The following is a 26,399-nucleotide window of genomic DNA, read 5'->3' as shown; positions in this document are numbered from 1 at the left end:
AATCGATAGTCATTCAATAATCGTGACAGGGGTCATGTTTTTATAAAAGCATGGTCCTTTTATATGACACTGACGTTATTTTATGTAGCTATGCTTGAGTTTAGTTTCTACGGGTATTGATAGTTGCGTACTCAACAAGGTTACCGTCTATATCGTGGCCATGACATCAACCAATGTTGTTATGGGCGCTCTCTTTCCAAGTCGCCAACGATCTTCACTGCGCTATTCAAGGCGTCTCTATCAAGAGTCAAAGGAATGTGGCCAATACCGGGCAGCAGGGTGACAGGCCAGGGGATGCCGAGGCGTCTTAACTCAGGTTCAAGTTGATCAGTTTGGAAGGCTTCGTCATTTGTGCCAGCGAGCACGGCGCAGGGGCGTTGCACATTGCGTATGTTTTGCTGGTAGTCACGCTCCGGCTGAAAGTTCGAAGCAAGGTTGAAGGAGTAGGAGGGGGTCAGCAGGGATTTCGCCTCATCATTGAGGGCAAAGTTCAGCACGGTCAGATGGTTGAGTGCGGAAATATGGAAACCGTTGAGGATGCTCAGGGCGATGAGGCGAGGCAAGCCGACACGCACCCAGCCACCGCTGTTGGGCCGGTAGTTGGCGGCGGTGGGGCCAAGATAGGGGGAGAGCAGCAGATAGCTCTCGAACAGGGTTTGTCGCGTGCTGCCAGCAACGCGCAGCACAAAGCCACCCCCTGACGAGAAGCCGACGAGAGTTGCAGGCTTGCCGGGAGCCACCGACTTGATGAAATCGTCCAGATCGTCCTCAAGCTGACCGATGTAGGCAATGGTGCCTTTGTTGCCTGATGCGCCATGGCCGCGAATATCGAGGGCGTAGGCGTCGTATCCCGCTTGCGAAAAGGCGCTCGCCATCTTGTGCATGCTTTGACTGCTGGCAGAAGAGCCGTGAACCAGTACCACGCTGCCCTTGACCTTGTTGTTCTTCGTATTGCCCTCTGCGCCATAGTGCCGATAGGCCAGCTGCGTGCCGTCACGCGCCGGGTATCTTGAGAGAGGTGGCATGTTGCTCCAGCCACTCCCCTTGAAAGGGTCGTTGATGCTGGCCATCGCCGGTGCCGGACTCGGCCCGCCAAACAGCAGAGCCGCGGCCAGCATGACCAGGGTCAGTGATATCAACCCCACAGCAAACAGCAATCCTGCGCTCATCCTTGCACCTCGTTTGATATCGACACGGGCGTTGCCCTAGTTCCGTGTATTCTGGCATGTCAGTCGTTCGAACCTATCAGATGGCACCCGGTCTGCCAAATGATGGAGTGAGACGATGAAAAACGGCCTGTGACCAAAAGGAAGTTCTTGGCCAGCCAATGGGCGGCGCCGTTGGCGAGTGCAGCAAGGAGTGGTGGCATCATGGCTTTTCAAACCCGGCGCGGGCTGGTAAAACGGTCTCTTTCCATAATTAAAAGAGATGAGAGGGTGGAGATGGACAATCCGATCCGTGTGGCCGTGATGGGCTGTAATGGTCGTATGGGCAAGGTGCTGCTGGAGGCCATCACCAACACCGATGGCGTAGTGGTCGGTGCCGCGCTGGAGCGGCCGGGTTCGGCGGTGATCGGCCTTGATGCCGGTGAGCTCAATGGGCTGGGCCATCTGGGCGTGGCCATCAGCGATAGTCTGGACAAGGTGCGCGATGAGTTTGATCTCATCATCGACTTCACCCGCCCCGAGGTGACCCTTGCCAATCTGGCCTTTGCGCTTGCCCACCACAAGCAGATGGTGATCGGCACCACCGGTTTTGACGATGCAGGCAAGGCCGCCCTGAAAGAGGCGGGCAAGCAGATCGGTATCGTGTTCGCCTCCAACTACTCGGTCGGCGTCAACCTGGTGTTCAAGCTGCTGGAGCAGGCCGCCAAGGTGATGGGGGATTACACCGACATCGAGATCATCGAGGGCCACCATCGCCACAAGGTGGATGCGCCATCCGGTACTGCCCTCTCCATGGGGGAAGTGGTCGCCAAAACCCTGGGCCGGGATCTCAAGGAGTGCGCCGTCTATGGTCGCGAGGGGATCACTGGCGAGCGGGATCGCAACACTATCGGCTTTGCCACCATTCGCGCCGGCGATCTGGTGGGGGAGCATACCGTCATGTTTGCCGATATCGGCGAGCGGGTGGAGATCAGCCACAAGGCCTCCAGCCGCCTGACCTTCGCCAACGGTGCTGTGCGGGCGGGCAAGTGGCTTGGTCAGCAGGGTGCCGGTCTTTATGACATGCAGGATGTGCTCAATCTCAAGTGATGCCTCTGAGCGGCACTTTCGTATTACTGCTACCCCAGTGAAAAACCCCGGCTTGCCGGGGTTTTTGCTGTCAGTTAGCCAGAGTCTGTGTAAAAAGACACGCTACCTGCAATTTTTAACTGAATGCCTTATAAATCACACTATTGCCTTATCCACCAGATTTTCCCTTCCTGAATGTCATCACCAGGTAACCGATTTGAGCATCTTTATGGCTGATGAAGCCATTTTTTTACACGGGCCGGAAAAGACTAAAAATTCAAACGCGGAAAAACGTTTTTCATTTTTCGTATTCACTCTTGTCATTATAAAAGCGTTAAATTTGTCATTAATGTTTTTTGTGTAAAAATAAAATCCATTGTTTTAATTGGCTTTTTTGTTTGTTTTTGTCGTTATCGCTGGCTTGATGTCATCTTTTGATGGTGGTTTTTTCTTTTCTTTCTCGGGAGGGGGTTGCAAAGCGATTGAGTGCATAGATAATGGGTAATGTTGCTTTTTTATTGAATTTAGATGCATTTCATCTGAGAAAAGACGTTGAAATGCCACTTTTTTTAAGTAGAATGCGCCCAATTTGCCAGAAATCTGCCGGGTTCGAGTCCTGTCCAAGACCGGAACCGAGCCCGCAACACCCAGGTAAATTGCTGAATTTAAAGCTAAATAACTGGAGGTTGTCTTGAATCACACTGCATTGCTAGTGCTGGAAGATGGAACTGTGTTCAAAGGCGTGTCGATAGGCGCCGAGGGATGTTCCGTTGGTGAAGTGGTTTTCAATACGTCGATGACGGGCTATCAGGAAATCCTCACCGATCCCTCTTATTCCCGTCAGATAGTCACCCTCACTTACCCCCATATAGGCAACACCGGCACCAACAGCGAAGATGAAGAGTCCAGTCAAATCCATGCTCAGGGATTGATCATCCGGGACCTTCCGATACTTGCCTCCAATTTCCGCAATCAGCAATCCCTCTCCGAATACCTCAAGTCTCACAACATCGTTGGCATCGCCGACATCGACACCCGTAAACTGACCCGCATCTTGCGCGAGAAAGGCGCTCAGGCTGGCTGCATTCTGGCTGGGAAACAGGTCGATGAAGCCTATGCTCTCGAACAGGCCCGCGCCTTCCCCGGTCTGAAGGGGATGGATCTGGCCAAAGAGGTGACGGTTGGTGAAGCGTACAACTGGACCGAAGGGAGCTGGCAGCTCGGCAAGGGGCACGTCACCCCGGATGCCGACCAGCTGAAATACCACGTGGTGGCCTACGACTTCGGCGTCAAGCGCAACATCCTGCGGATGCTGGTTGATCGTGGTTGCCGCCTGACCGTAGTCCCGGCCAAGACCCCGGCAGCCGAAGTACTGGCGCTGAACCCGGATGGCATCTTCCTCTCCAACGGCCCCGGCGACCCCGAGCCGTGCGACTACGCCATCGACGCCATCAAGGCTTTCCTTAATACCAACACGCCGGTGTTCGGCATCTGTCTGGGACACCAGCTGCTGGGTCTGGCCTCCGGCGCCAAGACGGTCAAGATGAAGTTTGGCCACCACGGCGCCAACCACCCGGTGAAGAGTCTGGACGACAACACTGTGATGATCACCGCCCAGAACCACGGTTTTGCGGTAGACGAGAACAGCCTGCCGGATTGCCTGCGCGCCACCCACGTCTCCCTGTTCGACGGGTCGCTGCAAGGCATCCATCGCACCGACCGTCCGGCCTTCAGCTTCCAGGGTCACCCCGAGGCGAGCCCGGGCCCGCACGATTGTGCCGGTCTCTTTGACCACTTTATTGAATTGATTAAGCAGTATCGCGCCTAAGGAATAGAGGAAAGAGTTTCATGCCAAAACGTAACGACCTTCAGAGCATCCTGATCCTCGGCGCCGGCCCCATCGTCATCGGCCAGGCCTGCGAATTTGACTACTCCGGCGCCCAGGCGTGCAAAGCCCTGCGCGAGGAGGGCTACCGCGTTATTCTGGTCAACTCCAACCCGGCCACCATCATGACCGACCCGGAGATGGCTGACGCCACCTACATCGAGCCCATCACCTGGGAAGTGGTGCGCGAAATCATCAAGAAAGAGCGCCCGGACGCCATCCTGCCCACCATGGGCGGCCAGACTGCGCTTAACTGCGCACTGGCACTGGAGAAGCATGGCGTGCTGGCCGAGTTCGGTGTCGAGATGATCGGTGCCACCGCCGACGCCATCGACAAGGCCGAAGACCGCTCCCGTTTTGACAAGGCGATGCGCAGCATTGGCCTGGAGTGCCCGCGTGCCGGTATCGCCCACAACATGGAAGAGGCGTGGGGCGTGCAGCAGATGGTCGGCTTCCCCTGCATCATCCGTCCCTCCTTTACCATGGGCGGCTCCGGCGGCGGCATCGCCTACAACACCGAAGAGTTCGTCGAGATCTGCGAGCGCGGTCTGGACTTGTCGCCGACCAAAGAGCTGCTCATCGACGAGTCGCTGATCGGCTGGAAAGAGTACGAGATGGAAGTGGTGCGGGATCGCAACGACAACTGCATCATCGTCTGCGCCATCGAAAACTTCGACCCCATGGGTATCCACACCGGTGACTCCATCACGGTCGCGCCAGCCCAGACGCTGACCGACAAGGAGTACCAGCTGATGCGCAACGCCTCCATGGCGGTGCTGCGCGAAATCGGCGTCGAGACCGGCGGTTCCAACGTCCAGTTCGGTATCAACCCGAAAGATGGCCGCATGGTCATTATCGAGATGAACCCGCGGGTGTCGCGCTCCTCCGCGCTGGCCTCCAAGGCGACTGGCTTCCCCATCGCCAAGATCGCCGCCAAGCTCGCCATCGGTTACACCCTCGACGAGCTGATGAACGACATCACCGGCGGTCGCACTCCGGCCTCCTTCGAGCCGGCCATCGACTACGTGGTCACCAAGGTGCCGCGCTTCAACTTTGAAAAATTCGCTGGTGCCAACGATCGTCTGACGACCCAGATGAAGTCGGTTGGTGAAGTGATGGCCATCGGCCGCAACTTCCAGGAGTCCCTGCACAAGGCCCTGCGCAGCCTCGAGACCGGCAAAACCGGCTTCGACCCCATGGTTGACCTCAATGCCCCGGACTCCCTGACCCGCATCCGTCACGAGCTGCAGGACGCCGGTAGCGACCGTATCTTCTACATCGCCGATGCATTCCGCGCCGGTCTCTCCATGGATGGCATCTTCAAGCTGACCAAGATTGACCCATGGTTCCTGGTACAGATTGAAGAGTTGGTGAAACTGGAAGAAGAGGTGAAAGAGCGCGGCATGGCCGGTCTCGATGCCGACTTCCTGCGCGCCCTCAAGCGTAAGGGCTTTGCCGATGCCCGTCTGGCCAAGATCCTCGGCGTGGCCGAAGGGGAAGTGCGCAAACTGCGTGCCCGCCACAACATCTTCCCGGTCTACAAGCGGGTCGATACCTGCGCGGCCGAGTTCGCCACCAACACCGCCTACATGTACTCCAGCTATGACGAGGAGTGCGAAGCGGCCCCGAGCAACCGCGACAAGATCATGATCATCGGCGGCGGCCCGAACCGTATCGGTCAGGGTATCGAGTTCGACTACTGCTGCGTGCACGCGGCGCTGGCCCTGCGCGAAGATGGCTACGAGACCATCATGGTCAACTGCAACCCGGAGACCGTCTCCACCGATTACGACACCTCGGATCGTCTCTACTTCGAGCCGGTGACCCTGGAAGACGTGCTGGAAATCGTGCGGGTCGAGCAGCCCAAGGGCGTCATCGTCCAGTACGGCGGCCAGACTCCGCTGAAACTGGCGCGGGCATTGGAAGCCAACGGCGTGCCGATCATCGGTACCAGCCCGGATGCCATCGACCGCGCCGAAGACCGCGAGCGCTTCCAGTCTGCCGTCGAGCGCCTCGGCCTCAAGCAGCCGGAAAACGGCACCGTCACCGCGCTGGAGCAGGCCGTGCTGCTGGCCGAGCGGATCACCTATCCGCTGGTGGTTCGCCCCTCCTACGTGCTGGGTGGCCGCGCGATGGAAATCGTCTATGACGAGCAGGATCTGCGTCGCTACTTCGCCGAGGCGGTGAGCGTCTCCAACGAATCGCCGGTACTGCTGGACCGCTTCCTGGACGATGCGACCGAGCTGGACGTGGATGCCATCTGCGACGGCACCGATGTAGTCATCGGCGGCATCATGGAGCACATCGAGCAGGCCGGCATTCACTCCGGTGACTCCGGCTGCTCTCTGCCTCCCTATACCTTGTCCAAGAAGATTCAGGACGAGATCCGCGAGCAGGTGCGCAAGCTGGCGCTGGAGCTCGGCGTTATCGGCCTGATGAACGTGCAGTTCGCTGTCAAGGGTGATGACATCTACCTCATCGAGGTGAACCCGCGTGCCGCCCGTACCGTGCCGTTTGTCTCCAAGGCGACCGGTGCTCCGCTGGCCAAGATTGCCGCCCGTGTGATGGCCGGTCAGTCGCTGCAAGAACAGGGCTTCACCAAAGAGATCATCCCGCCCTATTACTCGGTGAAAGAGGTGGTACTGCCGTTTGCCAAGTTCCCGGGGGTTGACCCGCTGCTGGGGCCAGAGATGCGCTCTACCGGTGAGGTAATGGGTGTGGGCAGCAGCTTTGCCGAGGCCTATGCCAAGGCGCAGCTGGGGGCCAACCACGCCGTACCGAAAGAGGGTCGTGCCCTCTTGTCAGTGCGTCACAGCGACAAGGCGCAGGTGGTCGACTTGGCCGCCAAGCTGCTGGAGCTGGGTTACGAGCTGGATGCCACTCACGGCACTGCAGTTGCGCTGGGCGAGGCGAGCATCAACCCGCGCCTGGTCAACAAGGTGCATGAAGGTCGCCCGCACATTCTGGATCGCATCAAGAATGGCGAGTACACCTACATCGTCAACACCGCCGAAGGGCGGGTGGCGATCCAGGACTCCAAGCAGCTGCGTCGCGCTGCCTTGCAGAACAAGGTGGCGTATACCACCACCATGAATGAGGCGTTTGCCACCTGCATGGCCATCAGCGTGGATGCCACCGCCAACGTCAACTCGGTGCAGGAGCTGCACCAGAAGGTGAAAAACCGCTAAGAGTTTGCAGCGGGCATCAGCCCGACTTGCCAGACGACCAACCCCCGCCAGCGATGGCGGGGGTTTCTTTTTATCTGTCGCTAAGCGTTCGGTTTGGGCCGGGTGAGCCATTGAGGAAGGTCATGACTTCCGCATCGCAGACAACGGATGGCGCGTGGGGCGGCAAAATCTGGCAAGGGGAGGGGATGGTGCGAGCGCGGGTTTCAACTGCAGCAGGCAATCCTCTACAATGGCCCCACTTTGCTTGTCAGTGCAGTGCCAGCGGTGCTGCCTGTAGGGCCTACAAAAAATGGACATGCTTATGACCGCTTTGCCTTCCTGTCGTCTTCTTGCCTTATGCTCTGCCTTGCTGCTGGCCGGTTGTGCCAGTGATCCCGCCTCCGCGCCCACCAAAGAGGCGAGCGTGAGCAACCCCAAAACGACGCCTGCCATGCAGCCGCGCAAACCTGCGGATATGAAGAGCCGCATCGTGCGCTTCTTGCCCCGTCAGGTGCCGGACAAACAGGGGTGGGCCAACGATGTGGTGACGGCGCTCACCACCCAGGGGGTGACGGTCAATGATCACAACGTCTGTAGCGTGCTGGCGGTGGCGGAGCAGGAAGCCACTTATCAGGCCGACCCTGTGGTGCCGGGCCTTGGCAAGATCGCCTGGAAAGAGATCAACTCACGGGCAGCCAAGCTGCTGATCCCCGAATTTATGGTGCGGGCCGCGCTCTCCATCAACTCGCCCACCGGCAAGAGCTATGCCGAGCGCATCGACAAGTTGCGTACCGAGCGGGAGATGAGTGAAATCTTCGAAGACATGATCAGCATGCTGCCGATGGGCAAGACGCTGTTTGGCAACCTCAACCCGGTGCATACCGGCGGCCCGATGCAGGTGAGCATCGCCTTTGCCGAGGCCAACGCTCGCGGTTACCCCTATCCAATCAAGGACTCCATCCGCCACGAAGTCTTTACCCGTCGCGGCGGCATCTGGTTTGGCACCAAACATATCTTCGGTTATCCCGCCGACTACCCGGATACCCTCTACCGCTTTGCCGACTTCAACGCCGGCTGGTATGCCAGTCGCAATGCCGCTTTTCAGGCCGCCGTCAGCCGTTTGAGTGGCAAAACTCTGGCGCTGGACGGGGATCTGATCCGCTATGACTCGGATCTGCCGGGTAACACCGAGCTTGCCGTCTACACCCTCGCCAACCGGGTCAATATGAGCAAACAGGCGATCCACCAGAGCCTGCGCAAAGGGGATACCGCCGAATTTGCCGAGACCGATCTCTACCATCGCATCTTTACCCTGGCCGACAAGCAAGCGGGCAAGCGACTGCCCCGCGCCATCCTGCCCGGCATACAGCTAAAGAGCCCGAAAATCACCCGCAACCTCACCACCGCCTGGTTTGCCAAGCGGGTGGATGACAGAGAGCAACGCTGCGTGCGGCAGATGGCGACGATTCGCTGACTGCCGATGGGGGTCGTCATGTATTGATAAAGTAAGGGCGCTTTGAGCGCCCTTACTTTATTGAACTTTGATGATTTCGCTTCGCCACAGAGGCATATTCCAAGTTCCTCCCGGCGTAATGAGTCGACACATCCCGGTAGTACTTCGCTCGGTGAGTTTAAATGTCTCGCCATTCCACCCCCAGCTTTCGCTTTCCCAACAATCCCCCAGACCGCGAGCCTTCATCGAAGATGTGATCTCTCCATGCATGTAGCCGGTGGCAGATGATGTGACCAAGCGGGCACGCTTGAGATCAAGTTGGTTGTTGGTAAGAAGATAGGCATAAGTTTGATTGTACGAGCTCATATTGCAGGGCATCTCGATCAGCAGTTGTGCCTTACTGAGTCGATAGACTATGCCAAGTGATGGGTAATCTTGCCACGAGCAATAGTTGTCCCCCTTTTGCGCATCGAGCCATTGACCTATGGCGTTGAATTCATCGCCGGTCAGTGCTCGCTCACTGTTCTCCGGGACTTGGGGAACACGAATAAGTGGTACGGGGTGGGAGGGCGGAACCAGTGACGCGGCGTTGGTGCCAGGTTTGACGAAGGCGGTTTCTGTACCAATCCGCCCCTGAAATTCATCCATTTTGAGCAGTACTGCTGTGGCGCCAGAGCCTGAGAGTGACCAGCGATGGGAAGGCTCAGCAGTAAACTCTACGATACTGCTGCCTTTGATGGCGCTTACCAGTGGTATTAATGCTGTAGCTGGTAGTTGGTAGTAGTCACTTTTCTGATCATAACGGGCTGTTCCGACGATGTTGCCGTCAATAAGCATTGTCAGTGGTGATGTAATTGGTCTCTCTTGAGCATCATCCATGATCGAGACTGCCAAGTTGCCACTGAGTCCACCGTTAGGGCCGCCTTCTCGCGTTAGCAGCACCGAGATACCTCCAGACTCGGAACTATAACCGGCGGCCCTGCAGGTCCGAGTATTGTCGCAGGCGATCTCCCAGTCTTTATGGGCAAAATAGAGGGCTTCGGGTTGTGTGGCCAGTATGGTGGCCAGGAGGGTAGATATAAGCATAGATGGATTCCAGTGAGAACTTTAAAGAGCATACCATGGCTCTTATGTCGCTTTGACCGTCATCTAGCTTGTATCCGCTTGTCGGCGCTCTGCGTGCTCACAATGAAAGTAATCAAGGCGTGGTAGACCCTCAGGGGGAGGTCGGTAGGGTAATGTCTCTGGGTAGATAGAGCTCCCGCTTGTCGAGAAAGAGCCGGATGCCCAAGTTGATAAATGCTTCCCCAACCATCCCTTTGAACTTGGGCGTTTTGATCAGGGTGGCAATCAACAACAGGGGCAGCAGATACCAGAACTGGCCCAGCAGAACCGCAATAACGGGAGTGAAGTCCATTTCACATTTATCCAGTCAGTGAATTAGAGGGGATTCATGGCCTCTGGCCAGAGGAAATAGGGGCCAAATTTGGGGCTCATTCTAAACTCCCCTCCTTCCTCCTTGCCTTTGGCTGTGAGGTAATGCTTGCTGTCACGCAGCTCAAGCAAGCCGTGAGTCACCATTTTTTCCAACAACTCATTGGTTTTGATCCCCCACTTTTGCGCCAGTTTGGATGAGGTCAGTTTTTCAGTGGCTGACTCATTTTCGTTAGCAGAAGGCTGTTGGGTTTCGGCTTCACTGACAACCCGTTCAAGTGATATGCGGACTTCATCACTGACTCGAATAATTCGTTGGGCCTCATCATAGGCATCTCGGTAAAGGTCATGATCTTCCGAGCGCTGGATCAATACCCCCATCTCGTTGTTATTGACCTGACTGAACTCGTAGAGATTGAGGCTGGTGACAATGCATATCTCTTCATTGAGATAGCACTTGGCATGGAGGTTTTTGCAAAAGCTAGTGCGGATATAGGTGAGCTCTTTGAGCCAGCTGATCTCTTCCGGTTGCAGCTCGCTTTTGCCATAGACGATCCGCACATCGATCTTGAGGCGGTTCTTGTCGGTGAGCAGCTCCTTGATCCTGTCGTTGAGCTTGAGGAAGGGGCTGATCAGGATCAGACGCTCTTTGGCATCTTTGATTAGTTCTTCAAGAAAATAGTTGGTTGCGCTGGTATTCAAAAACTTGGCCATGGCAAAAATCTCTATCCCTGTGGTGTAACTGGTGGCGCAAATACTTGGCTGGCGCTCGGCAGGCCATCTCCATTCCGGGCGCCGTGATCACCCAGCCAGTGCGGCTGGCAATCGACATCGTGGCTCTATGTGGATGATGGGGGCCAAACTGAGCCATTCTACCCATTCCATCAAAAGGAATATGTGACAGATTGCACTAACTCTGTGACAAGGCTGGATTTTTCGGGGCGGGCTGTGGTTGATGGTAAATCTCAGGTGCAAAAAAGCCCCTTGGCGGGCCTGGGTGTCTGGCAAGGCCTGTGTCGGGATTATCAATCGAACAGGATACGGCGCTGTGGCTCGGTTCGACCTGATTGCCATCGATTGGCAGGCACAAAATAACGACTCAGAAACTCATGGCCAACCCGATGGAATAACCGCTGGTGTTGTGGCTGAACATATAGCGGGCAACCAGCCGGGTACGGGTGACTATGATGTCGTATTTGCTGCTGTCCAGTTCCAGACCGGCGCCGATAGAGTTGAGGGAGTCAAAGCCAAGCAACCCTCGCTGCTCCCCCAGATATGCGGTATGGGCCCCCTCCAGTACATAGCGCACCGGTCTGTCGAGCAAAGTCCAGTCAAATACCGGGGCCCGGCGGCGCAGATAGAGACCGAGGTTCTCCGCCTCGGCGTGACCACGGACGCTGGTTGAGGTACCGCCAAAGCTTTGCAGGTGCTGGTAGGAGTAGCGCACTTCAACATCGATATCCTGCGTCTTTGAAAAGAGCTCGTAGTCGAGCATCAGCGAGCCACCCAGTCCGTACATATTGAGCTGCCCACCATCGAGAAAATCCAGCGAGTAGCCCTTGGTGCGCTCCAGCAGCCAGTTGCCGATCCGCAGATCGCTGGCCATGGTACCGAGCGAGACGTTGGCGATGGGGCGCAGCACCCAGTGGCCACCGCGCGGGTCTTCATGGAGGGCGATATCCCAGCCGATCCCGCCAGAGGCGGTCAGGCTGTTCCATTTGGTCGGGAGGGTGCGGCTCTCGGTGCCGTTGCTCACCACAAACTGGGGATCGTAGCGGCTAAAGCCGATCGCCCCTTCCAGATAGATGGGCACGGCTTCACTCATGGTGGCGCCGCCACCGATCTGGGTCATGTTGAGGGCGGCAGATTGATTGGTGCCGCTGCCGATATCGAGGTTGCTGGCGGTGATGTCGGGCACCACGGTGAAGGTCATCAGCGAGAGCACCGCATTGGCGCGCTCCTGTGCCCACTCCTGCTTCTGTGTTGCGGCCTTGACGGCGCTGCCGGATAGCGCCAGCAGCATTGGCAACAACATCTGCAATAAAGAGAAGCAAGAGCGGTGCATGAGTGTGGTTCCCAATAAGCGGCGTCTGATTGCCCTGGCTTTACTGTAGCGAGCTTCCCGCCGGTTGGCACGGAGCAAAGAGGGGGGAATAAACGCCGCTTGCGGTCGGTTGCCGCTGGGGGCAAGCCTTTGCCACACCAACGGCACGCCTTTGCAGTTTGTCGCTAAAGCTTGGCCTCTTGCTGCCGATATCTCTTGTGAGATCGTGTGGAGGACAAGCAATTGAACGCTTGGGTGTTGGGGTTGGTCAGCATATCCGTGAGTATGCAGTTACAGGCTGGGGTCACCGAATTTGGTGCCGGTCTGGATCAATCCGTCTGGCGTTTGACCTCCGATACACAGATTGAGTGTCGCCTCGAGCACCCCATTCCCAACTGGGGAACGGGGGCTTTTGTCAGTCGTGCCGGTCGCAAGATCAACCTCGACTTCGAGCTCAAGGGCAAGCGGCCACAGGCCCAGACCCAGACGGTGAGCCTTGGCATCATGCCGCCGGTATGGCGCCCGGGGATCGCCGGGCGAGAAGTGAGCCAGCTGCGCTTCTATCAGCAGTTCGATGGGCTGGTAGAGGGGCAAACCGCCTGGACCATGCTCGACGAACTGGAGGGGGGGCGGATGCCGACCTTCCAGTATCGGGACTGGTATCGCCAGAACCGCGCGGTGCGTGTGTCCCTCTCGTCGGTCAACTTTCGAGTCAAATATCAGGCCTTTATAGACTGCCTGAGCGGGCTCTTGCCCTACAGCTTCAACGACATCGCCTTTAGCGTGCTCACCTACGACAAAAACAGCGATCAGCTCTCCATCCCATCCAAGCGGCGGCTGGCGATGATCAGCGAGTTTATCAAGGCGGACAAGAGCATTGATGTGGTGGTGATCGATGCCTACAGCGACAGCTATGGCGGCCGCTGGCCGAACCTGAAACTCTCTGAGAAACGGGCCGATGCCATCAAGAAGGTGTTTGTCGATCTGGGGATCGATCCCGGCAAGATCTCGGTGGAGGGGCATGGCGAGAAGCAGCACGTCGCCTCCAACGAAACCGAACAGGGGCGTGCCAAGAACCGGCGGGTGGTGATCAGCATGGGGCGCAATGGCGAGATCTAGTGCTGTCCCTGGTCAGAGAAGCATTAAAAAGAGCGCATCTGCGCTCTTTTTTGATCCTGCCATTCGGCAGCGGGAGTCGGGTAGTTTAGAAGCTGTCACCCAGGCCAGTACCGGCATCTTTCTTGGCGATCAGTTCAATCTTGTAACCGTCCGGATCTTCGACGAAGGCGATGACGGTGGTGCCACCCTTGACCGGGCCCGGCTCACGAGTGATCTTGGCACCGGCGGCGCGCAGTGCGTCGCAGGTGGCATAGATGTCGTCCGCTTCCAGCGCGATATGGCCGTAGGCGGAGCCCAGTTCGTACTCGCTCACCCCCCAGTTGTAGGTCAGCTCGATCACCGCTTCATCCTTCTCGTCACCGTAGCCAACGAAGGCCAGGGTGTACTTGTACTCGCTGTTCTCGCTCTTGCGCAGCAGCTTCATGCCAAGGACACGGGTGTAGAAGTCGATGGAGCGTTGCAGATCGCCGACACGCAGCATGGTATGCAGAATTCTCATTGCTCAGTTCTCCGGGTTGGTGATGTGTACTGCTTTCAATCTCGGTTGCGAGGCTATCAGCTGTCGGGATAGACCTTCTCTTTGTACTCGCACAAGTCCTCGATGATACAAGAACCACAACGGGGCTTGCGAGCCAGACAGGTGTAACGTCCGTGCAGGATGAGCCAGTGGTGGACATCCAGCTTGAACTCGGCGGGCACTACCTTGAGCAGCTTCTCCTCCACCTGATCCACGTTCTTGCCTACCGCAAAGCCGGTGCGGTTCGATACCCGGAAGATATGGGTATCGACAGCGATGGTGGGCCAGCCAAAGGCGGTGTTGAGGACCACGTTGGCGGTCTTGCGGCCGACGCCGGGCAGGGCTTCCAGCGCTTCGCGATTCTCTGGTACCTCGCCGCCGTGGCGCTCCAGCAAGATGGCGCAGGTCTTGATGACGTTCTCGGCCTTGGTGTTGAAGAGGCCAATGGTCTTGATGTACTCCTTGAGCCCGTCCACCCCGAGATCCAGCATCGCTTGCGGGGTGTTGGCCACCGGATAGAGCTTGTCGGTCGCCTTGTTGACGCTGACATCGGTCGCCTGTGCCGAGAGTAACACGGCAATCAAAAGCTCGAACGGCGAGTTGAAGTTGAGCTCTGTGGTGGGGTGGGGGTTGTTTTCCCGCAGCCGCTCCAGGATCTCTCTGCGTTTCTGGTTGTTCATGCCTTGCGTCCGATCATAGCTCGGTCGCCCGGACGCGGGCCGGGGCAACGTTGCAGTGGGCTACGGTAGCGGCCTGTTTGCGGTCCCGCCAGTCGTTGATGGCATTCTTGGCGGCGATCAGCAGCCCCAGCCCGATAAAGCCGCCCGGCGGCAAAATCGCCAGCAACAGGCTGGCATCGGCGTGGAACAGCTCGATGCGCAGGGATTTGGCCCACTCGCCCAGCAGCAGCTCGGCACCATCAAACAGGGTACCCATGCCGATGATCTCGCGCATGCCGCCCAGTACCAGCAGCACCAGGGTAAAGCCAAGGCCCATCATCAGGCCATCGAGGGCCGCCAGCAGCGGCGGATTCTTGGAGGCATACGCCTCGGCGCGGCCGATGATGACGCAGTTGGTGACGATGAGGGCGATAAAGATGCCGAGCGCCTGATAGAGGCCATAGGTGTAGGCGTTCATCAACAGCTGCACGCTGGTCACCAGCGAGGCGATGATCATCACATAGACCGGGATGCGAATATCCTTCGGCACCCAGTTGCGCACCAGCGAGACGGCGAGGTTGGAGCAGACCAGCACCGCCATGGTGGCAAGGCCCAGCCCCAGCGCATTGGTAAAGGTGGAGGAGACGGCGAGGGTCGGGCAAAGCCCCAGCACCTGCACCAGCGAGGGGTTGTTCTTCCACAGCCCCTGACTCATCAGCTCCTTGAGCTCGCCCTTGCGGCTTTCCAGCTCGGCAATAGGGGCAGCGCCCGTTTCAATCTGTTCCATCTGGTTCATGATGGCTCGACTCCGTTAGTTCGCCGCCGGACAAGCCGGGGCGTTGCTGAGCAGTTCGGGTTGCTCCTGCTGCAGTTTAAGCAGGTTTTTCACCGCCTTGACCACGGCTCGCGGGGTGATGGTGGCGCCGGTAAAGGCATCGAACTCGCCGCCATCCTTCTTCACCGCCCACTGGGGCTCGTTGTCATGGGTCAGGAATTTTCCGGCAAAGCTGTTGATCCAGTCCGATTTCTTCAGCTCGATCTTGTCACCAAGGCCCGGGGTCTCGTTGTGAGCGAGCACGCGTACGGCGGTGATGGTGCCCTTGGCATCAAAGCCCGCCACGATGCGGATCGCCCCGCTGTAACCATCCGGCGCGATCGCCTCCAGCGCATAGCCGGTCACCACGCCATTTTTGCTGGCGGTATAGAGGGCCTGCGGCTGATCACTGCCGAGATACTTCCTGCTGGTCACCTGCTTGCAGCTGGCCACCAGATCGTTGTCATAGCTCCCCTCCGGCAGCAATACCGAGAGGGTCTGCTGTTTCTCCAGCTGTTGCTGGTGGGCGATTTTATCCTTGGTCAGCTCGTTGGTCAGTACCACCAGCGCGGTACAGCCCAGCGCGAACATCGCCAGAATAAGGCCGTTCTTGCGCATGCTCTTTAACATGTCCGGGCTCCGTCAGCTGTGATGGGGGAAAAGGGCAGAAACATCATAGGCGACGGGCTCCATACACTTTCGGGCGAGTCAGGCTGTCGATAAAGGGTACGCAAAGGTTGGCCAGCAGCACGGCGAAGGCGAAGGCATCCGGGTAGCCGCCAAAGCGGCGAATGATGTAGACCAGCACCCCGATCAGCACGCCATAGACCAGCCGGCCGCGCGGTGTGGTGCAGGCGCTGACCGGATCGGTGGCGATAAAGAAGGCCCCCAGCATGGTGGCGCCGCTAAAGAGATGGAACATGGGCGTGGCGGTCGCATCCGGGCTCACCAGATAGCCGAGGGTCGCCGCCGCCAGCAGGGCACCGAGAATCGCGGTGGGAATGCGCCAGTTGATCACCTTCTGTTGCAGCAGGAAGAGGCCACCCAGCAGGTTGCCGAGGTTGACCCAGCTCCAGCCGATGCCGCCCCAACCCTCGAATAGCGGGCCGCTCAGGATCTCGCCGGTGGTGAGCCCCTGAGTCAGGCCGGTTTTCAGGGTATCGAGCGGAGTCGCCATGGTGAGACCATCCACCCCCTGCTTGAGCTGGGCCATGCTGTAGCCGTCGAGGCTAAAGCCGGTGAAGATCACCGACGCCGCATCACCAAAACCGAGGCTGTAGGCGCGCACGCTCTCCGGCGGCAGCCAGCTGGTCATCTGCACCGGGAAAGAGACCAGCAGCAGCACATAGGCGACCATGGCGGGGTTGAACAGGTTCTGGCCCAGTCCGCCGTAAAGGTGTTTGGCGACAATGATGGCAAAGGCCGTGCCCACCACCAGCATCCACCACGGCAGCAGCGGCGGCAGGGAGAGACCGATCAGCACGGCGGTGAGCGCCGCACTGCCATCCATCAGGGCAGGCTTGATGGCGCGGCCACGGAGCTTGAGCACCAGCGCCTCGCACGCCAGCGCGGTCACCAACGCCAGCAGGATCTGGATAAAGGAGCCCCAGCCGAAGAACCAGGTCTGGGCCAGCAAGCCCGGCACACAGGCCAGGATCACCAGCAGCATCAGGGTTCGGGTCTGTTTGCGGTTATGGGCAAACGGCGCAGTCGCAATATTGAACATGAGTCTGTCGGTTACCTTGTGGTTGTTCGGTCGGCTGACGGTGCATCTTCAGCGGCGATCTCTGCGGCTCTGGCCGCCTCTACCGCCAGCTTCTTCGCCTTGGCGCGGGCCACCGCGGCTGCAATGGCCGCTTTTTTCGGATCAACCGGGGCATCAGCCACAGGGTTGCTCGCTTCAGGAGCCTCAGCTACGGCAAGTGGTTGCTCACTGCTGGCTGCATCGCTTTGCATCGGCTCGGCCGATACGCGCTCACCCTCAGTTCCGGCCCTGTCTACCTGAGTGCTGGCACTCTCTACCTCAGCACTGGTATTTGCGCTCTGCTGGGCCAGCTTTTTGGCCTTGGCTCGGGCGATGGCTGCGGCGATAGCGGCTTTCTTGGGATCGACCGCTTCGCTTGCTGCCGTATCGCTGTGGCTGGTGGTTACTTCGCTCTTGGCTAGCGTCTCGTCTCGGGTCTGCGCGCTTGCAGCTGGCTCACTCTGCGCACCTTCAGCACCGGCACTCTCGCCCTGCTGGGCCAGCTTTTTGGCCTTGGCACGGGCGATGGCAGCAGCAATTGCCGCCTTCTTGGGATCGACCGCTTCGCTGGCAGCAGATGGCGCATCGCTTTGGGTTGCAGCAGTTTCGTTGGTGCCAGCAGTTGCTGTCAGATCGCCCTCAGGGCTGTCGCTCTGCTGGGCCGCCTTTTTGGCCTTGGCGCGGGCGATGGCAGCAGCAATTGCAGCTTTCTTGGGATCTGCGGGTGCATCGCCTTGCGTGCCTGCGTCGGCTACCGCGCTGTTATCTGCGCTTACCGGTTCACCATTCGCCTCGGCCTTTTTGGCCTTGGCTCGGGCAATGGCGGCGGCAATCGCCGCTTTTTTCGGATCAACCTCAGCCTTTTGCTGATCAGCATCTACCGCAGGCGCAGTAACGGTTTCGGCTGTAGCAGGCTCGGCGCTATCGCCAGCCTGAGCGGCTTTCTTGGCCTTGGCGCGCGCCAGTGCGGCGGCGATGGCAGCTTTTTTGGGATCGCTGGCGGGGTCAACCGCCTCGGTGGATTGGGGCGCTGCGGCGGCAGTGTCGCTGTTTGCGATCTCCGCCAGCTTGGCGGCGCGGCGCGCTTCCGCTTCCCGTTTGCGGGCTTCGCGGGCGGCGATCACGGCGCTGTTGTCAGGCAAGCCCTCGGCGGTGGTGGCAATGGCAGTGATGGGGGCATCCTGTTTGGCCTTGATACGGGCCAGTGCCGCTGCCACCGGATCTTCCCCGCCTGCGGCCGTCATGGTCTGACGACGCTGGGCAGCGGCTTCGGCATGGCGCGCTTCGCGGGCCGCTTTCTCCCGCTCGAAACGGGCCTGCTTGGCCTCGAAACGCTGCTTGGCGCGCTCGGCCTTCTCGGCCTCGGCACGGGCTTCGCGAATGTCGTCTTTGGCGATCTTGTAGTACTGCACCAGCGGGATCTCGCTTGGGCAGACCCAGGCGCAGGCGCCGCACTCGATGCAGTCCATCAGGTTGAGCTTCTCGGCCTTGTCATACTCCTTGGCCCGGCTGTACCAGTAGAGCTCTTGCGGCAGCAGGGTGGCCGGGCAGGCATCGGCGCAGGCGCTGCAACGGATGCAGGCCTGCTCCGGGCCGGGTGCGGGTAGTTCGGCTTGCGTCGGCGCGAGCAGACAGTTGGTCGCCTTGACCACCGGCACCATGGCGTGGGGCAGGGTAAAGCCCATCATGGGGCCACCCATGATCACCCGCTGATCCGCTTCCGGTTGCAGCTCGAAACGCTGCAGCAGCCAGCGCACCGGCGTACCGAGGCGCACCCAGGCGTTGCCGGGTTTCTTGAAGCTGTCGCCGGTAAGGGTGACGATCCGCTCGATCAGCGGCTCGCCGTCGATAATGGCGCGCTTGATGGCAAACACGGTGGCCACGTTAAGCACCATGATGCCGATATCGACCGCGCGGCCGCCTTTGGGCACCTGACGACCGGTCAGCAGCTCGATGGTCTGCTTGGCACCGCCCGAGGGGTACTTGGTCGGCACCGTTTTGACCAGCACATCCTCGTCTGTGGCGTGACGGGTCAGCTCGGTGATCGCCTCGGGCTTGTTGTCTTCCACCCCGATCAGGGTGAGTTTCGGTTTGAGCAGGTGCTTGAGCACCCGAATGCCATCCATGATCTCGTCGGCGTACTGCTGCATCAGCCGATCGTCGGTGGTGATGTAGGGTTCGCACTCCAGCCCGTTGACGATCAGGATCTCGGTGAGCTGGCCGCGGCCATCGAGCTTGCTGTGAGTGGGGAAGACGGCGCCGCCAAGACCGGCAATGCCCGCCTGCTGGATGCGCTCGAGCAGTTCGCCCCGCTCCAGATTCCAGTAATCGGGTTTGCCGTCGAGCTCGCCCCACTCATCCTCGCCATCGGGGGTGAGGATGACGCAGAGATCGTCAAGCCCCGAAGGGTGGGCGACCGTGTGGTTGGCAATCTCGGTGATGGTGCCCGAGGTGGAGGCGTGCACCGGCACCACCCGCCCTCTGGCGTAACGGGTCAGCGGCTGACCCTTCTTGACCTTGTCACCCACCTGCACCAGCAGGTCGCCAGCGGCACCTGCGTGCTGGCGCACCGGAATGATGAGGCGCGGCGGCAGACCGGCCTGCTCGACCGGGCTCTGGCTCGATTGCAGTTTGTTGTCGGCGGGGTGAATACCACCGTGAAAGTCCCAGATATTCCCGGCTTTGATGCGTTCAAGTAAAGACTGCATGGTTACTCCACCAACCTGACCGGAATCTTGCCCGGAACCTGCACGTTATTGAGATCCCACTTCCAGTTATCGACCGTGGTGGGCACCGGGATCATCTCGATGCAGTCGGTCGGGCAGGGATCGACACAGAGATCGCAACCGGTGCACTCGCTGGCAATCACGGTATGCATCGCCTTGGTGGCGCCGACGATGGCGTCCACCGGGCAGGCCTGAATGCACTTGGTGCAGCCGATGCACTGATCTTCGTGGATAAAGGCGACCTTTTTGACCGGTACTGCGGCCTCGTCACTGCCGCCCAGCGGCTGGGGTTCGACCCCCATCAGGTCGGCAATCTTGCGCATGGTGGCCTCGCCACCGGGTACGCACTTGTTGATCTGATCGCCGCCCGCAACCGCCTCGGCGTAGGGTTTGCAGCCGGGATAGCCGCACTGGCCACACTGGGTCTGGGGCAGCAGGGCATCGAGCTGATCGACGATGGGGTCCGCTTCCACATGAAACTTGACGGCGGCAAAGCCCAGGATAATCCCGAACGCCAGCGCCAGCAGGGTCAGCACCAGAATGGCAAAAAGAATATGGATCATGGTTATATCTTGATGAGGCCGGTAAAGCCCATAAAGGCCAGAGACATCAGACCGGCGGTGATCATGGCAATGGAGACCCCGCGAAACGGCGCGGGCACATCGGCGGCGACCAGACGCTCGCGCATGGCGGCAAACAGGATCAGCACCAGCGAGAAGCCGGTGGCGGCGCCAAAGCCGTAGATCACGCTCTGCACGAAGTCATGACGCTCGTTGATGCTCAGCAGCGCTACCCCGAGCACCGCGCAGTTGGTGGTGATGAGGGGCAGGAAGATCCCCAGCAGGCGGTAGAGGGTCGGGCTGCTCTTGCGCACCACCATCTCGGTAAACTGCACCACCACGGCGATCACCAGAATAAAGGCGAGGGTGCGCAGATAGGCGATCTCCAGCGGTACCAGAATGTAGTGCTCCACCAGATAGGAGCAGGCACTGGCCAGGGTCATCACGAAGGTGGTGGCGAGCCCCATGCCGATGGCGGTTTCCAGCTTGCCCGAGACCCCCATAAAGGGGCAGAGGCCGAGGAATTTCACCAGCACGAAGTTGTTAACCAGCACTGTGCCGATCAATAAAAGCAGGTATTCAGTCATCGAAGGTCGGGTATCCGGTTTGAAGGCCGCAACATTATCTGATGTTAGGACACGTTAAACAACCGCAAGGCCGCATGGTTATTAGTCAAATGGCCAATATCAGCGTGGATCTGTGCGAGATCTCGTCGGCTTTTTCGCCACTCATCGCGGTTAGCCAATCGCGAGCTTGGCTGCCTCTTTCCACATAAAAGGCGGCATTGGGGTCATTAGGCGCCATTTGATGTTCATCGGTTGGCTGCCGCTGCGGGATACGTACTCCACCTCACCAAAGTTCACAAAGCCAAGGGTGCGGCCAAATTCATCTTTGCTCTGCTCACGAACGAACAAAAACAAGCGCTTACCCTCTGCTCTGTGGTTTATGTAACTCAGCCCCTTACCCCGCTCTGGGCGAGCGCTGTTTTGGCTCTGCCAATGAAACAGCGACTCGTTGATGGCGTAATCGTGATAACGGGTAGTGGGGGAGAAGTGCTGCTCCGTTTTGTTCAAGGTAACGAACAGCAACTCGATATTTTGCTCTGCGATGACATAGACCCCTTCGCGAGCCGTGGGTTGCTGCGCGAAGGTGGTCGCGCCAAAGCCAACCAGTACCTGCTCTCTGGCATAACGGGCATGCAGTTGCAGTGGATTGCCGGGAAGGTCAGGCATGGCCAGTTGCTCGTGTTGCACCCGGTTGATCAGCATGGGCAACAGATCTGCAAGCTCGGCCCTCAACTCTGGTTGATTGAGTTGTTTCAGGCTGTGCGCCAAGGAGCTAAAGCCGGCGTTGGATCCGCTTTGTTGCCAGAAGTCGTAATGGCACATCAAAGCCATCCGCTCATCGTGCTCAGCCGTTAAGGTAAAGGCGCTTTCCACCAAGGTTTGTAAGAAGTTCAAATAATGGAGCGCATCGCAACCCAATAGCCGGGTTTTGATGGCCCGGGTGTAGAGGGTCGACAGCTTCTCATCGCTCATTTCAGAAACAGTGTGGTTGCGGGCCTGTTTGACCAAGGTGCTCCAATTGCTGCGCTTGTAGATCTCCTCAAGGCTGATGTGAGGGTAGAACTTCAAAAAGTTCGCCAGTGTCAGCGGTAAATCGCAATCTTGTGAGAAACGGCGGATCAGGCCCATGAGGCGCGAGGTATTGAGAGTCGCCTTCTTGATATTGCTCAGAATTAACTCTTGGGTCTGTTTTGAGAGTTCGATACGGCAACCCAATGGGGCATGGGGAAAGCCTTGTTTGATTTCGTGGCTGATCGCTTTATTGGTTTTACCCACCAGAGCCCGGAATTTCTGGGCAAAGTCATACTCCGCGCGAGCATTGCCAACAAAATCCAACACGGTACAGCACTCTTTATCGTTCGCCAGCCGCAGGCCCCGCCCTAATTGCTGCAAGAAAATAGTGAGGCTTTCCGTTGGCCGTAAAAACAGCAAGGTATCGACTTCTGGGATATCAACACCTTCGTTGAAGATGTCTACCACGCAGAGAATATTGATAACGCCGGTACGCAAATCCTGTTGTTTGCTATGACGCTCGTCTCGGTTATCGCTGGTGAGGATGTCAGCCTTGATGCCCTTCAATAAAAATGCCTTGCGCATAAAGTCGGCATGTTCACGGCTCACACAAAATGCCAGCGCTTTGATCTTGGTAATATCGGTGACGATCTCATAGAGACTCTGGACTATTTTCTGCACCCGCTGTTGATTATGGGTGTAGATATTGGTGAGCTCGGTGATGTCATAACGACCATTTTTCCAAGTCACTTGGCGCAAGTCAGTATCATCATCGATACCAAAATATTGGAACGGACAGAGATGGCGACGATTGATGGCCTCTGGCAAGCGGATCTCCGCTGCGATGACACCACAAAAATCAGCGAGAATATCGCCGCCATCATGGCGCTCTGGCGTTGCGGTTAATCCCAACAGAATGTGAGGTTCAAAGGCGGCGAGCAGACCACGATAACTGACCGCAGCAATATGGTGAACCTCATCGATGACGATGTAATCAAAATAGTCTGGGCTAAGACGTAAATTAGCCAGCTGGTTATTCAAGGATTGCACCGAGGCAAATAGCTGACGGTAGTGAGTAGGCACGGCACCGCCGACCAAGAGTTCGCCAAAATTGGATTGCTTGAGCACACCGCGGTACGAGGCTAATGCTTGGCGCAAGATCTCCTCTTTGTGGGCGACAAACAGGAACTTTGCGTCGGGTTTGGTTTTCAGAAAACGCGCAAAATCAAAAGCGGAGATCAGGGTTTTCCCTGTACCGGTGGCCGCAACCACCAAGTTACGGAAGCGCTGGTGTAAAGTGCGCTCCATCGCCAATTGCTCAAGGATCTCCTGTTGATGGGGAAACGGCGCGATATCAAAGAAATAGGCCGGGTTATTTTTGTCCCCATCCCCACGGGCCTCTTGCAGGGCATGTTGTAATTTCTTGCGGCTTTCGAGCTTGCCATCGAACAGCTCAAAATCATCGGATTCCCAATAGGTCTCAAAGGTACTCAGGGATTTCTCGATAATATGAGGGATCTCTTGCGAGGTGATTTTTAGGTTCCACTCCAAGCCACTGGTGAGGGCAGAGTGAGAGAGATTGGATGAACCTATATAGCCGGTATGAAAGCCGGTATTTCGGCAAAAGAGATAACTCTTGGCATGCAACCGCTCGCGCTGGGTGTTATAGCTGAGTTTGACTTCGGTATTGGGGAGGTTGGCTAAAAATTCAACTGCCTTGGCGTCGGTTGCCCCCATATAAGAGGTAGTAATTACTTTTAATTGGCGGCCGCTGCGGGTGAACTCTTCCAGCTCATGACGGAAAATACGGATACCTGCCCATTTGATAAATGAGACCAGCCAGCAGATGCTATCTGCAGATAATATCTCCCGTTTAATCTCCGACTCCATCGACAAACCCGCATTGCTGCCGCAGAACAGCTCACTTTGTGTCAGTCCGGTCAGAGGGAAAATATCTTCGGCATATTGCTTTAAATTGGCTGAGATGGGGTTATCTAACTGGTAGAGCGCGGTCAGAATTTTACCCTGACTATCGATGAGGTTCTCGCCAATAAAGTCAGGGTCTTGGGTGCGATCCTTTAGCCAAAGCAATAACTGGTTAGCCAGCTCAATCTGCCGTTGCAGCTGATCCTCTCCAGTAACCGAACCCACCGCATATTCCAAAACCCGGCTCAGAAATCTGGATAACCAAACTGCTGCTTCGGCAGGCTCAAGTTGGCGTTCCCCTACGTAAAAGCGCTCGCGGTCGAGTCGAGATGTCAGCAGTTGAGTAATGAGCTGTTCATAAATACCGCATTGTTGCATCGCGCTCTGACCTTGCATGAAATAGGGGACGAGGCTGACAAGAGTACCATTTTTTGTAGCGAAATCAGTAAGCTGTTATTCCTATAGGTATTTATTGGCGCTGATGTTGGGAGCCCAAATAAAGGGGGAGCTAATGCCTCTCTTTGCGCGCCATACCACAGTCGCGGGTGGTTTGGCCCGGTATGATGGAGGGGCTAGCAGGGCGTTCCTGTATCTGTGATGTCTATGGCAAACGAGCGGGGATGCAGCTGGCAAGGCGGACAGCCGGGTTGGCTGGCTGCATGTTTATCACCACCGGCAGCCTTGCCGGCATCAGCACCAGGAGGGAATCATGATCAGCCATATCGACCATCTGGTATTGACGGTAAGTGATATCGAGCGCGCCGTGGCGTTTTACTGCTCGGTGCTCAATATGGAGGCCATCACCTTCGGCGCGGGGCGCCGGGCGGTGGGGTTTGGCAACCAGAAGATCAATCTGCAACTGCTTGGGCAGGAGCCGCGCAACCGGGCGCAGGTGGGGTCGGGGGATGTCTGCCTTATCACCCGCTGGCCGCTGGAGCAGGTGATGACTCAGCTTGCCTGCCACGGGGTGGAGATTGTCGAGGGGCCGGTGACCAAAAGCGGGGCTTGCGGGGCCATCGAGTCCATCTACTTCCTCGACCCGGACCAGAACCTGATCGAGATAAGTCGCTACCCCTGAGTCCGCCGCGGCAGAGGGGAGTTGGGTTGGCGTATCAACCGCTGGCCCCGGCCGCTGGTCGGGGCGCATCTTTTCCTCGTGTGTTTCTCTTGGTGCGCCCCGCGCTCGTCATTGCCTGCGTCTTTGCTGGCCGTGAAATCGGTTAACCCTGTTTGCCCCATCACCCCTGATGCGGGGCTTGGCGCTGTGAGCTGGCCCGCAATTGTGTCGCCGGTGCGCCGGAGTTGGCGATAATCCGGCGTGCTGTGGCGGGCGATGTGGTAATGTGTCGCACTTTTTTGCCGGATGGGCCGGCATTGGCCTCGTTGAAATTGGAGCCGTATGCAAAAAATCGACGTAGTGGAGAGGGTGATGCCGCAGATCATGTGTCCGGCATGGCCGACGCACGCAACCGTACAACAGGATGGGGTTCAGCCCCTCTGGCAGGTGACTCATGCTGGCTAACGAATCCATGCGCCTGAACAAATACATCAGCGAGAGCGGCATTTGCTCGCGCCGCGAGGCCGACCGCTTTATCGAGCAGGGCCACGTCTTTATCAACGGCAAGCGGGCCGGGATCGGCGATCAGGTGCAGGTTGGCGATCTGGTCAAGGTCAACGGTCAGGTGATCGAGCCGCGCGAGGCGGACAGTCTGGTGCTGATCGCCCTCAACAAGCCGGTGGGTATCGTCAGTACCACAGAGGCGGGCGAGAAGGACAACATCGTCGATTTCGTCAACCACAGCACCCGGGTCTTTCCCATCGGGCGTCTCGACAAGGATTCGCAGGGGCTGATTTTCCTCACCAACCACGGCGATCTGGTCAACAAGATCCTGCGGGCGGGTAACGATCACGAGAAAGAGTATCTGGTGACCGTCGACAAGCCGGTGACCGACGAGTTTGTGCGCGGCATGGCGGCCGGGGTGCCGATCCTCGGTACTGTGACCAAGAAGTGCAAGGTGAAGAAAGAGGCGCCGTTCGTCTTCCGCATCACCCTGGTGCAGGGGCTGAATCGCCAGATCCGCCGCATGTGCGAGCACTTCGGTTTTGAAGTGACCAAGCTCGAGCGCATCCGCATCATGAACGTCAGCCTCAAGGGACTGCCGGTGGGCGAGTGGCGCGATCTGACCGACGACGAGCTGATCGATCTGTTCAAGCTGATTGAGGACTCCTCCTCCGAAGTGAAACCGGCCAAAGGCGACAAACCCAAGGCGGCCAAGGCTCCTGCGGCGCCAAGCGCCAAGCCGGGGCAGGGCAAGAAGCCGCGCCGCGATGATGATCACGAGATTGGCGGTCGTCCCAATGTGCCGGGCCCGGAAGCCTTCGAGAAGAAGCTGCCGGTGGGCAAGGGTGGCGCGGGCAAAGGTGCTGCCAACAAGGGCGGCGCAGGCAAAGGGGCACCCAAGGGTGGCAAACCGGCCGCAGGCAAGCCGCGCACCGCTAACAGCGGACGGCAGAAGAAGGGGCGCTGAGTTACTCCCCTG

20 protein-coding genes and 1 pseudogene are annotated in these 26,399 nt (G+C 58.2%); 7 read left to right on the top strand and 14 right to left on the bottom strand.

Annotated elements, in window-relative coordinates; translation table 11 throughout:
- Positions 1 to 179: 179 nt before the first annotated feature.
- Positions 180 to 1,169, bottom strand: a complete 990-nt coding sequence (locus ACTG1P_RS04935; protein ID WP_440000641.1) for an alpha/beta hydrolase — start codon at positions 1,167 to 1,169, stop codon at positions 180 to 182.
- Between the two features lie 273 nt (positions 1,170 to 1,442).
- Between ACTG1P_RS04935 and dapB the strand changes: the two genes are divergently transcribed.
- From dapB to ACTG1P_RS04915, 4 genes are all read left to right on the top strand, one after another.
- Positions 1,443 to 2,255 (top strand): 4-hydroxy-tetrahydrodipicolinate reductase, encoded by an 813-nt coding sequence (dapB, locus tag ACTG1P_RS04930; RefSeq protein ID WP_005347132.1) that lies wholly within the window; start codon positions 1,443 to 1,445, stop codon positions 2,253 to 2,255.
- A gap of 670 nt (positions 2,256 to 2,925) precedes the next feature.
- Positions 2,926 to 4,062, top strand: a complete 1,137-nt coding sequence (carA, locus tag ACTG1P_RS04925; protein ID WP_215808249.1) for a glutamine-hydrolyzing carbamoyl-phosphate synthase small subunit — start codon at positions 2,926 to 2,928, stop codon at positions 4,060 to 4,062.
- Positions 4,063 to 4,082: 20 nt separating this feature from the next.
- A complete protein-coding gene (gene carB / locus ACTG1P_RS04920) occupies positions 4,083 to 7,307 on the top strand; it encodes a carbamoyl-phosphate synthase large subunit (protein WP_440000640.1) in 3,225 nt (1,074 codons plus the stop codon).
- Between the two features lie 301 nt (positions 7,308 to 7,608).
- Positions 7,609 to 8,760, top strand: coding sequence for a DUF1615 domain-containing protein (locus ACTG1P_RS04915; RefSeq protein ID WP_440000639.1), 1,152 nt, complete (start codon positions 7,609 to 7,611; stop codon positions 8,758 to 8,760).
- A gap of 57 nt (positions 8,761 to 8,817) precedes the next feature.
- On the opposite strand, the gene ACTG1P_RS04910 is transcribed toward ACTG1P_RS04915, so the two are convergent.
- From ACTG1P_RS04910 to ACTG1P_RS04895, 4 genes and pseudogenes are all read right to left on the bottom strand, one after another.
- Positions 8,818 to 9,825, bottom strand: coding sequence for a DUF1176 domain-containing protein (locus ACTG1P_RS04910; RefSeq protein ID WP_440000638.1), 1,008 nt, complete (start codon positions 9,823 to 9,825; stop codon positions 8,818 to 8,820).
- A gap of 139 nt (positions 9,826 to 9,964) precedes the next feature.
- A pseudogene (locus ACTG1P_RS04905) lies at positions 9,965 to 10,156 on the bottom strand (nuclease); the annotation flags it as partial.
- A 23-nt stretch (positions 10,157 to 10,179) separates the two neighbouring features.
- Entirely contained in the window at positions 10,180 to 10,887 is a 708-nt protein-coding gene (locus tag ACTG1P_RS04900; protein WP_026035013.1) for a phospholipase D family protein, read from the bottom strand.
- 385 nt (positions 10,888 to 11,272) lie between these two features.
- Positions 11,273 to 12,238, bottom strand: coding sequence for an autotransporter domain-containing protein (locus ACTG1P_RS04895; RefSeq protein ID WP_440000637.1), 966 nt, complete (start codon positions 12,236 to 12,238; stop codon positions 11,273 to 11,275).
- 222 nt (positions 12,239 to 12,460) lie between these two features.
- On the opposite strand from ACTG1P_RS04895, the gene ACTG1P_RS04890 reads away from it, so the two are divergent.
- On the top strand, positions 12,461 to 13,336 hold the full coding sequence (locus tag ACTG1P_RS04890) for a flagellar protein MotY (RefSeq protein ID WP_005337611.1): 876 nt from the start codon (positions 12,461 to 12,463) through the stop codon (positions 13,334 to 13,336).
- A gap of 85 nt (positions 13,337 to 13,421) precedes the next feature.
- Here the strand turns inward: ACTG1P_RS04890 and gloA are convergent, their stop codons facing one another.
- From gloA to ACTG1P_RS04845, 9 genes are all read right to left on the bottom strand, one after another.
- Positions 13,422 to 13,835, bottom strand: a complete 414-nt coding sequence (gloA, locus tag ACTG1P_RS04885) for a lactoylglutathione lyase (RefSeq protein WP_005347113.1) — start codon at positions 13,833 to 13,835, stop codon at positions 13,422 to 13,424.
- A gap of 56 nt (positions 13,836 to 13,891) precedes the next feature.
- A complete protein-coding gene (nth, locus tag ACTG1P_RS04880) occupies positions 13,892 to 14,533 on the bottom strand; it encodes an endonuclease III (RefSeq protein ID WP_139493996.1) in 642 nt (213 codons plus the stop codon).
- A gap of 13 nt (positions 14,534 to 14,546) precedes the next feature.
- Positions 14,547 to 15,308, bottom strand: a complete 762-nt coding sequence (locus ACTG1P_RS04875) for an electron transport complex subunit E (protein ID WP_005337608.1) — start codon at positions 15,306 to 15,308, stop codon at positions 14,547 to 14,549.
- Positions 15,309 to 15,323: 15 nt separating this feature from the next.
- Positions 15,324 to 15,956, bottom strand: a complete 633-nt coding sequence (gene rsxG, locus ACTG1P_RS04870) for an electron transport complex subunit RsxG (protein ID WP_005359614.1) — start codon at positions 15,954 to 15,956, stop codon at positions 15,324 to 15,326.
- Between the two features lie 43 nt (positions 15,957 to 15,999).
- Positions 16,000 to 17,052, bottom strand: a complete 1,053-nt coding sequence (gene rsxD, locus ACTG1P_RS04865) for an electron transport complex subunit RsxD (RefSeq protein WP_440000636.1) — start codon at positions 17,050 to 17,052, stop codon at positions 16,000 to 16,002.
- 11 nt (positions 17,053 to 17,063) lie between these two features.
- Positions 17,064 to 19,778, bottom strand: coding sequence for an electron transport complex subunit RsxC (gene rsxC, locus ACTG1P_RS04860; protein WP_440000635.1), 2,715 nt, complete (start codon positions 19,776 to 19,778; stop codon positions 17,064 to 17,066).
- Positions 19,779 to 19,780: 2 nt separating this feature from the next.
- On the bottom strand, positions 19,781 to 20,359 hold the full coding sequence (rsxB, locus tag ACTG1P_RS04855) for an electron transport complex subunit RsxB (protein WP_201929538.1): 579 nt from the start codon (positions 20,357 to 20,359) through the stop codon (positions 19,781 to 19,783).
- Positions 20,360 to 20,361: 2 nt separating this feature from the next.
- The gene (gene rsxA, locus ACTG1P_RS04850) at positions 20,362 to 20,943 is read right to left on the bottom strand and encodes an electron transport complex subunit RsxA (RefSeq protein WP_042031202.1); all 582 of its coding nucleotides are present in this window, start codon (positions 20,941 to 20,943) and stop codon (positions 20,362 to 20,364) included.
- 150 nt (positions 20,944 to 21,093) lie between these two features.
- Positions 21,094 to 24,237, bottom strand: a complete 3,144-nt coding sequence (locus ACTG1P_RS04845) for a DUF3427 domain-containing protein (protein WP_440000634.1) — start codon at positions 24,235 to 24,237, stop codon at positions 21,094 to 21,096.
- Positions 24,238 to 24,568: 331 nt separating this feature from the next.
- Between ACTG1P_RS04845 and ACTG1P_RS04840 the strand changes: the two genes are divergently transcribed.
- Both ACTG1P_RS04840 and rluF read left to right on the top strand, forming a co-directional pair.
- A complete protein-coding gene (locus ACTG1P_RS04840; protein WP_440000633.1) occupies positions 24,569 to 24,937 on the top strand; it encodes a VOC family protein in 369 nt (122 codons plus the stop codon).
- A gap of 433 nt (positions 24,938 to 25,370) precedes the next feature.
- A complete protein-coding gene (gene rluF / locus ACTG1P_RS04835) occupies positions 25,371 to 26,387 on the top strand; it encodes a 23S rRNA pseudouridine(2604) synthase RluF (RefSeq protein WP_182925745.1) in 1,017 nt (338 codons plus the stop codon).
- The last annotated feature ends 12 nt before the right edge of the window (positions 26,388 to 26,399 follow it).

The sequence above is a fragment of the Aeromonas sp. 11P genome, from assembly GCF_051920165.1.
Classification (GTDB): Bacteria; Pseudomonadota; Gammaproteobacteria; order Enterobacterales; family Aeromonadaceae; genus Aeromonas; species Aeromonas veronii.
Note: the sequence above shows the minus strand (reverse complement) of the source record. Positions and strands in the feature narration are given on the sequence as shown.

Bases quoted from the DNA above. Each gene is read 5' to 3' on its own strand.
- rluF (WP_182925745.1), top strand. From the start codon at position 25,371: ATGCTGGCTAACGAATCCATGCGCCTGAACAAATACATCAGCGAGAGC.
- rsxB (WP_201929538.1), bottom strand. From the start codon at position 20,359: ATGATCCATATTCTTTTTGCCATTCTGGTGCTGACCCTGCTGGCGCTG.
- rsxA (WP_042031202.1), bottom strand. From the start codon at position 20,943: ATGACTGAATACCTGCTTTTATTGATCGGCACAGTGCTGGTTAACAAC.
- ACTG1P_RS04840 (WP_440000633.1), top strand. From the start codon at position 24,569: ATGATCAGCCATATCGACCATCTGGTATTGACGGTAAGTGATATCGAG.
- ACTG1P_RS04935 (WP_440000641.1), bottom strand. From the start codon at position 1,169: ATGAGCGCAGGATTGCTGTTTGCTGTGGGGTTGATATCACTGACCCTG.
- rsxC (WP_440000635.1), bottom strand. From the start codon at position 19,778: ATGCAGTCTTTACTTGAACGCATCAAAGCCGGGAATATCTGGGACTTT.
- nth (WP_139493996.1), bottom strand. From the start codon at position 14,533: ATGAACAACCAGAAACGCAGAGAGATCCTGGAGCGGCTGCGGGAAAAC.
- ACTG1P_RS04875 (WP_005337608.1), bottom strand. From the start codon at position 15,308: ATGAACCAGATGGAACAGATTGAAACGGGCGCTGCCCCTATTGCCGAG.
- ACTG1P_RS04910 (WP_440000638.1), bottom strand. From the start codon at position 9,825: ATGCTTATATCTACCCTCCTGGCCACCATACTGGCCACACAACCCGAA.
- ACTG1P_RS04845 (WP_440000634.1), bottom strand. From the start codon at position 24,237: ATGCAACAATGCGGTATTTATGAACAGCTCATTACTCAACTGCTGACA.
- gloA (WP_005347113.1), bottom strand. From the start codon at position 13,835: ATGAGAATTCTGCATACCATGCTGCGTGTCGGCGATCTGCAACGCTCC.
- rsxD (WP_440000636.1), bottom strand. From the start codon at position 17,052: ATGTTCAATATTGCGACTGCGCCGTTTGCCCATAACCGCAAACAGACC.
- dapB (WP_005347132.1), top strand. From the start codon at position 1,443: ATGGACAATCCGATCCGTGTGGCCGTGATGGGCTGTAATGGTCGTATG.
- rsxG (WP_005359614.1), bottom strand. From the start codon at position 15,956: ATGTTAAAGAGCATGCGCAAGAACGGCCTTATTCTGGCGATGTTCGCG.
- carB (WP_440000640.1), top strand. From the start codon at position 4,083: ATGCCAAAACGTAACGACCTTCAGAGCATCCTGATCCTCGGCGCCGGC.
- ACTG1P_RS04895 (WP_440000637.1), bottom strand. From the start codon at position 12,238: ATGCACCGCTCTTGCTTCTCTTTATTGCAGATGTTGTTGCCAATGCTG.
- ACTG1P_RS04900 (WP_026035013.1), bottom strand. From the start codon at position 10,887: ATGGCCAAGTTTTTGAATACCAGCGCAACCAACTATTTTCTTGAAGAA.
- ACTG1P_RS04915 (WP_440000639.1), top strand. From the start codon at position 7,609: ATGACCGCTTTGCCTTCCTGTCGTCTTCTTGCCTTATGCTCTGCCTTG.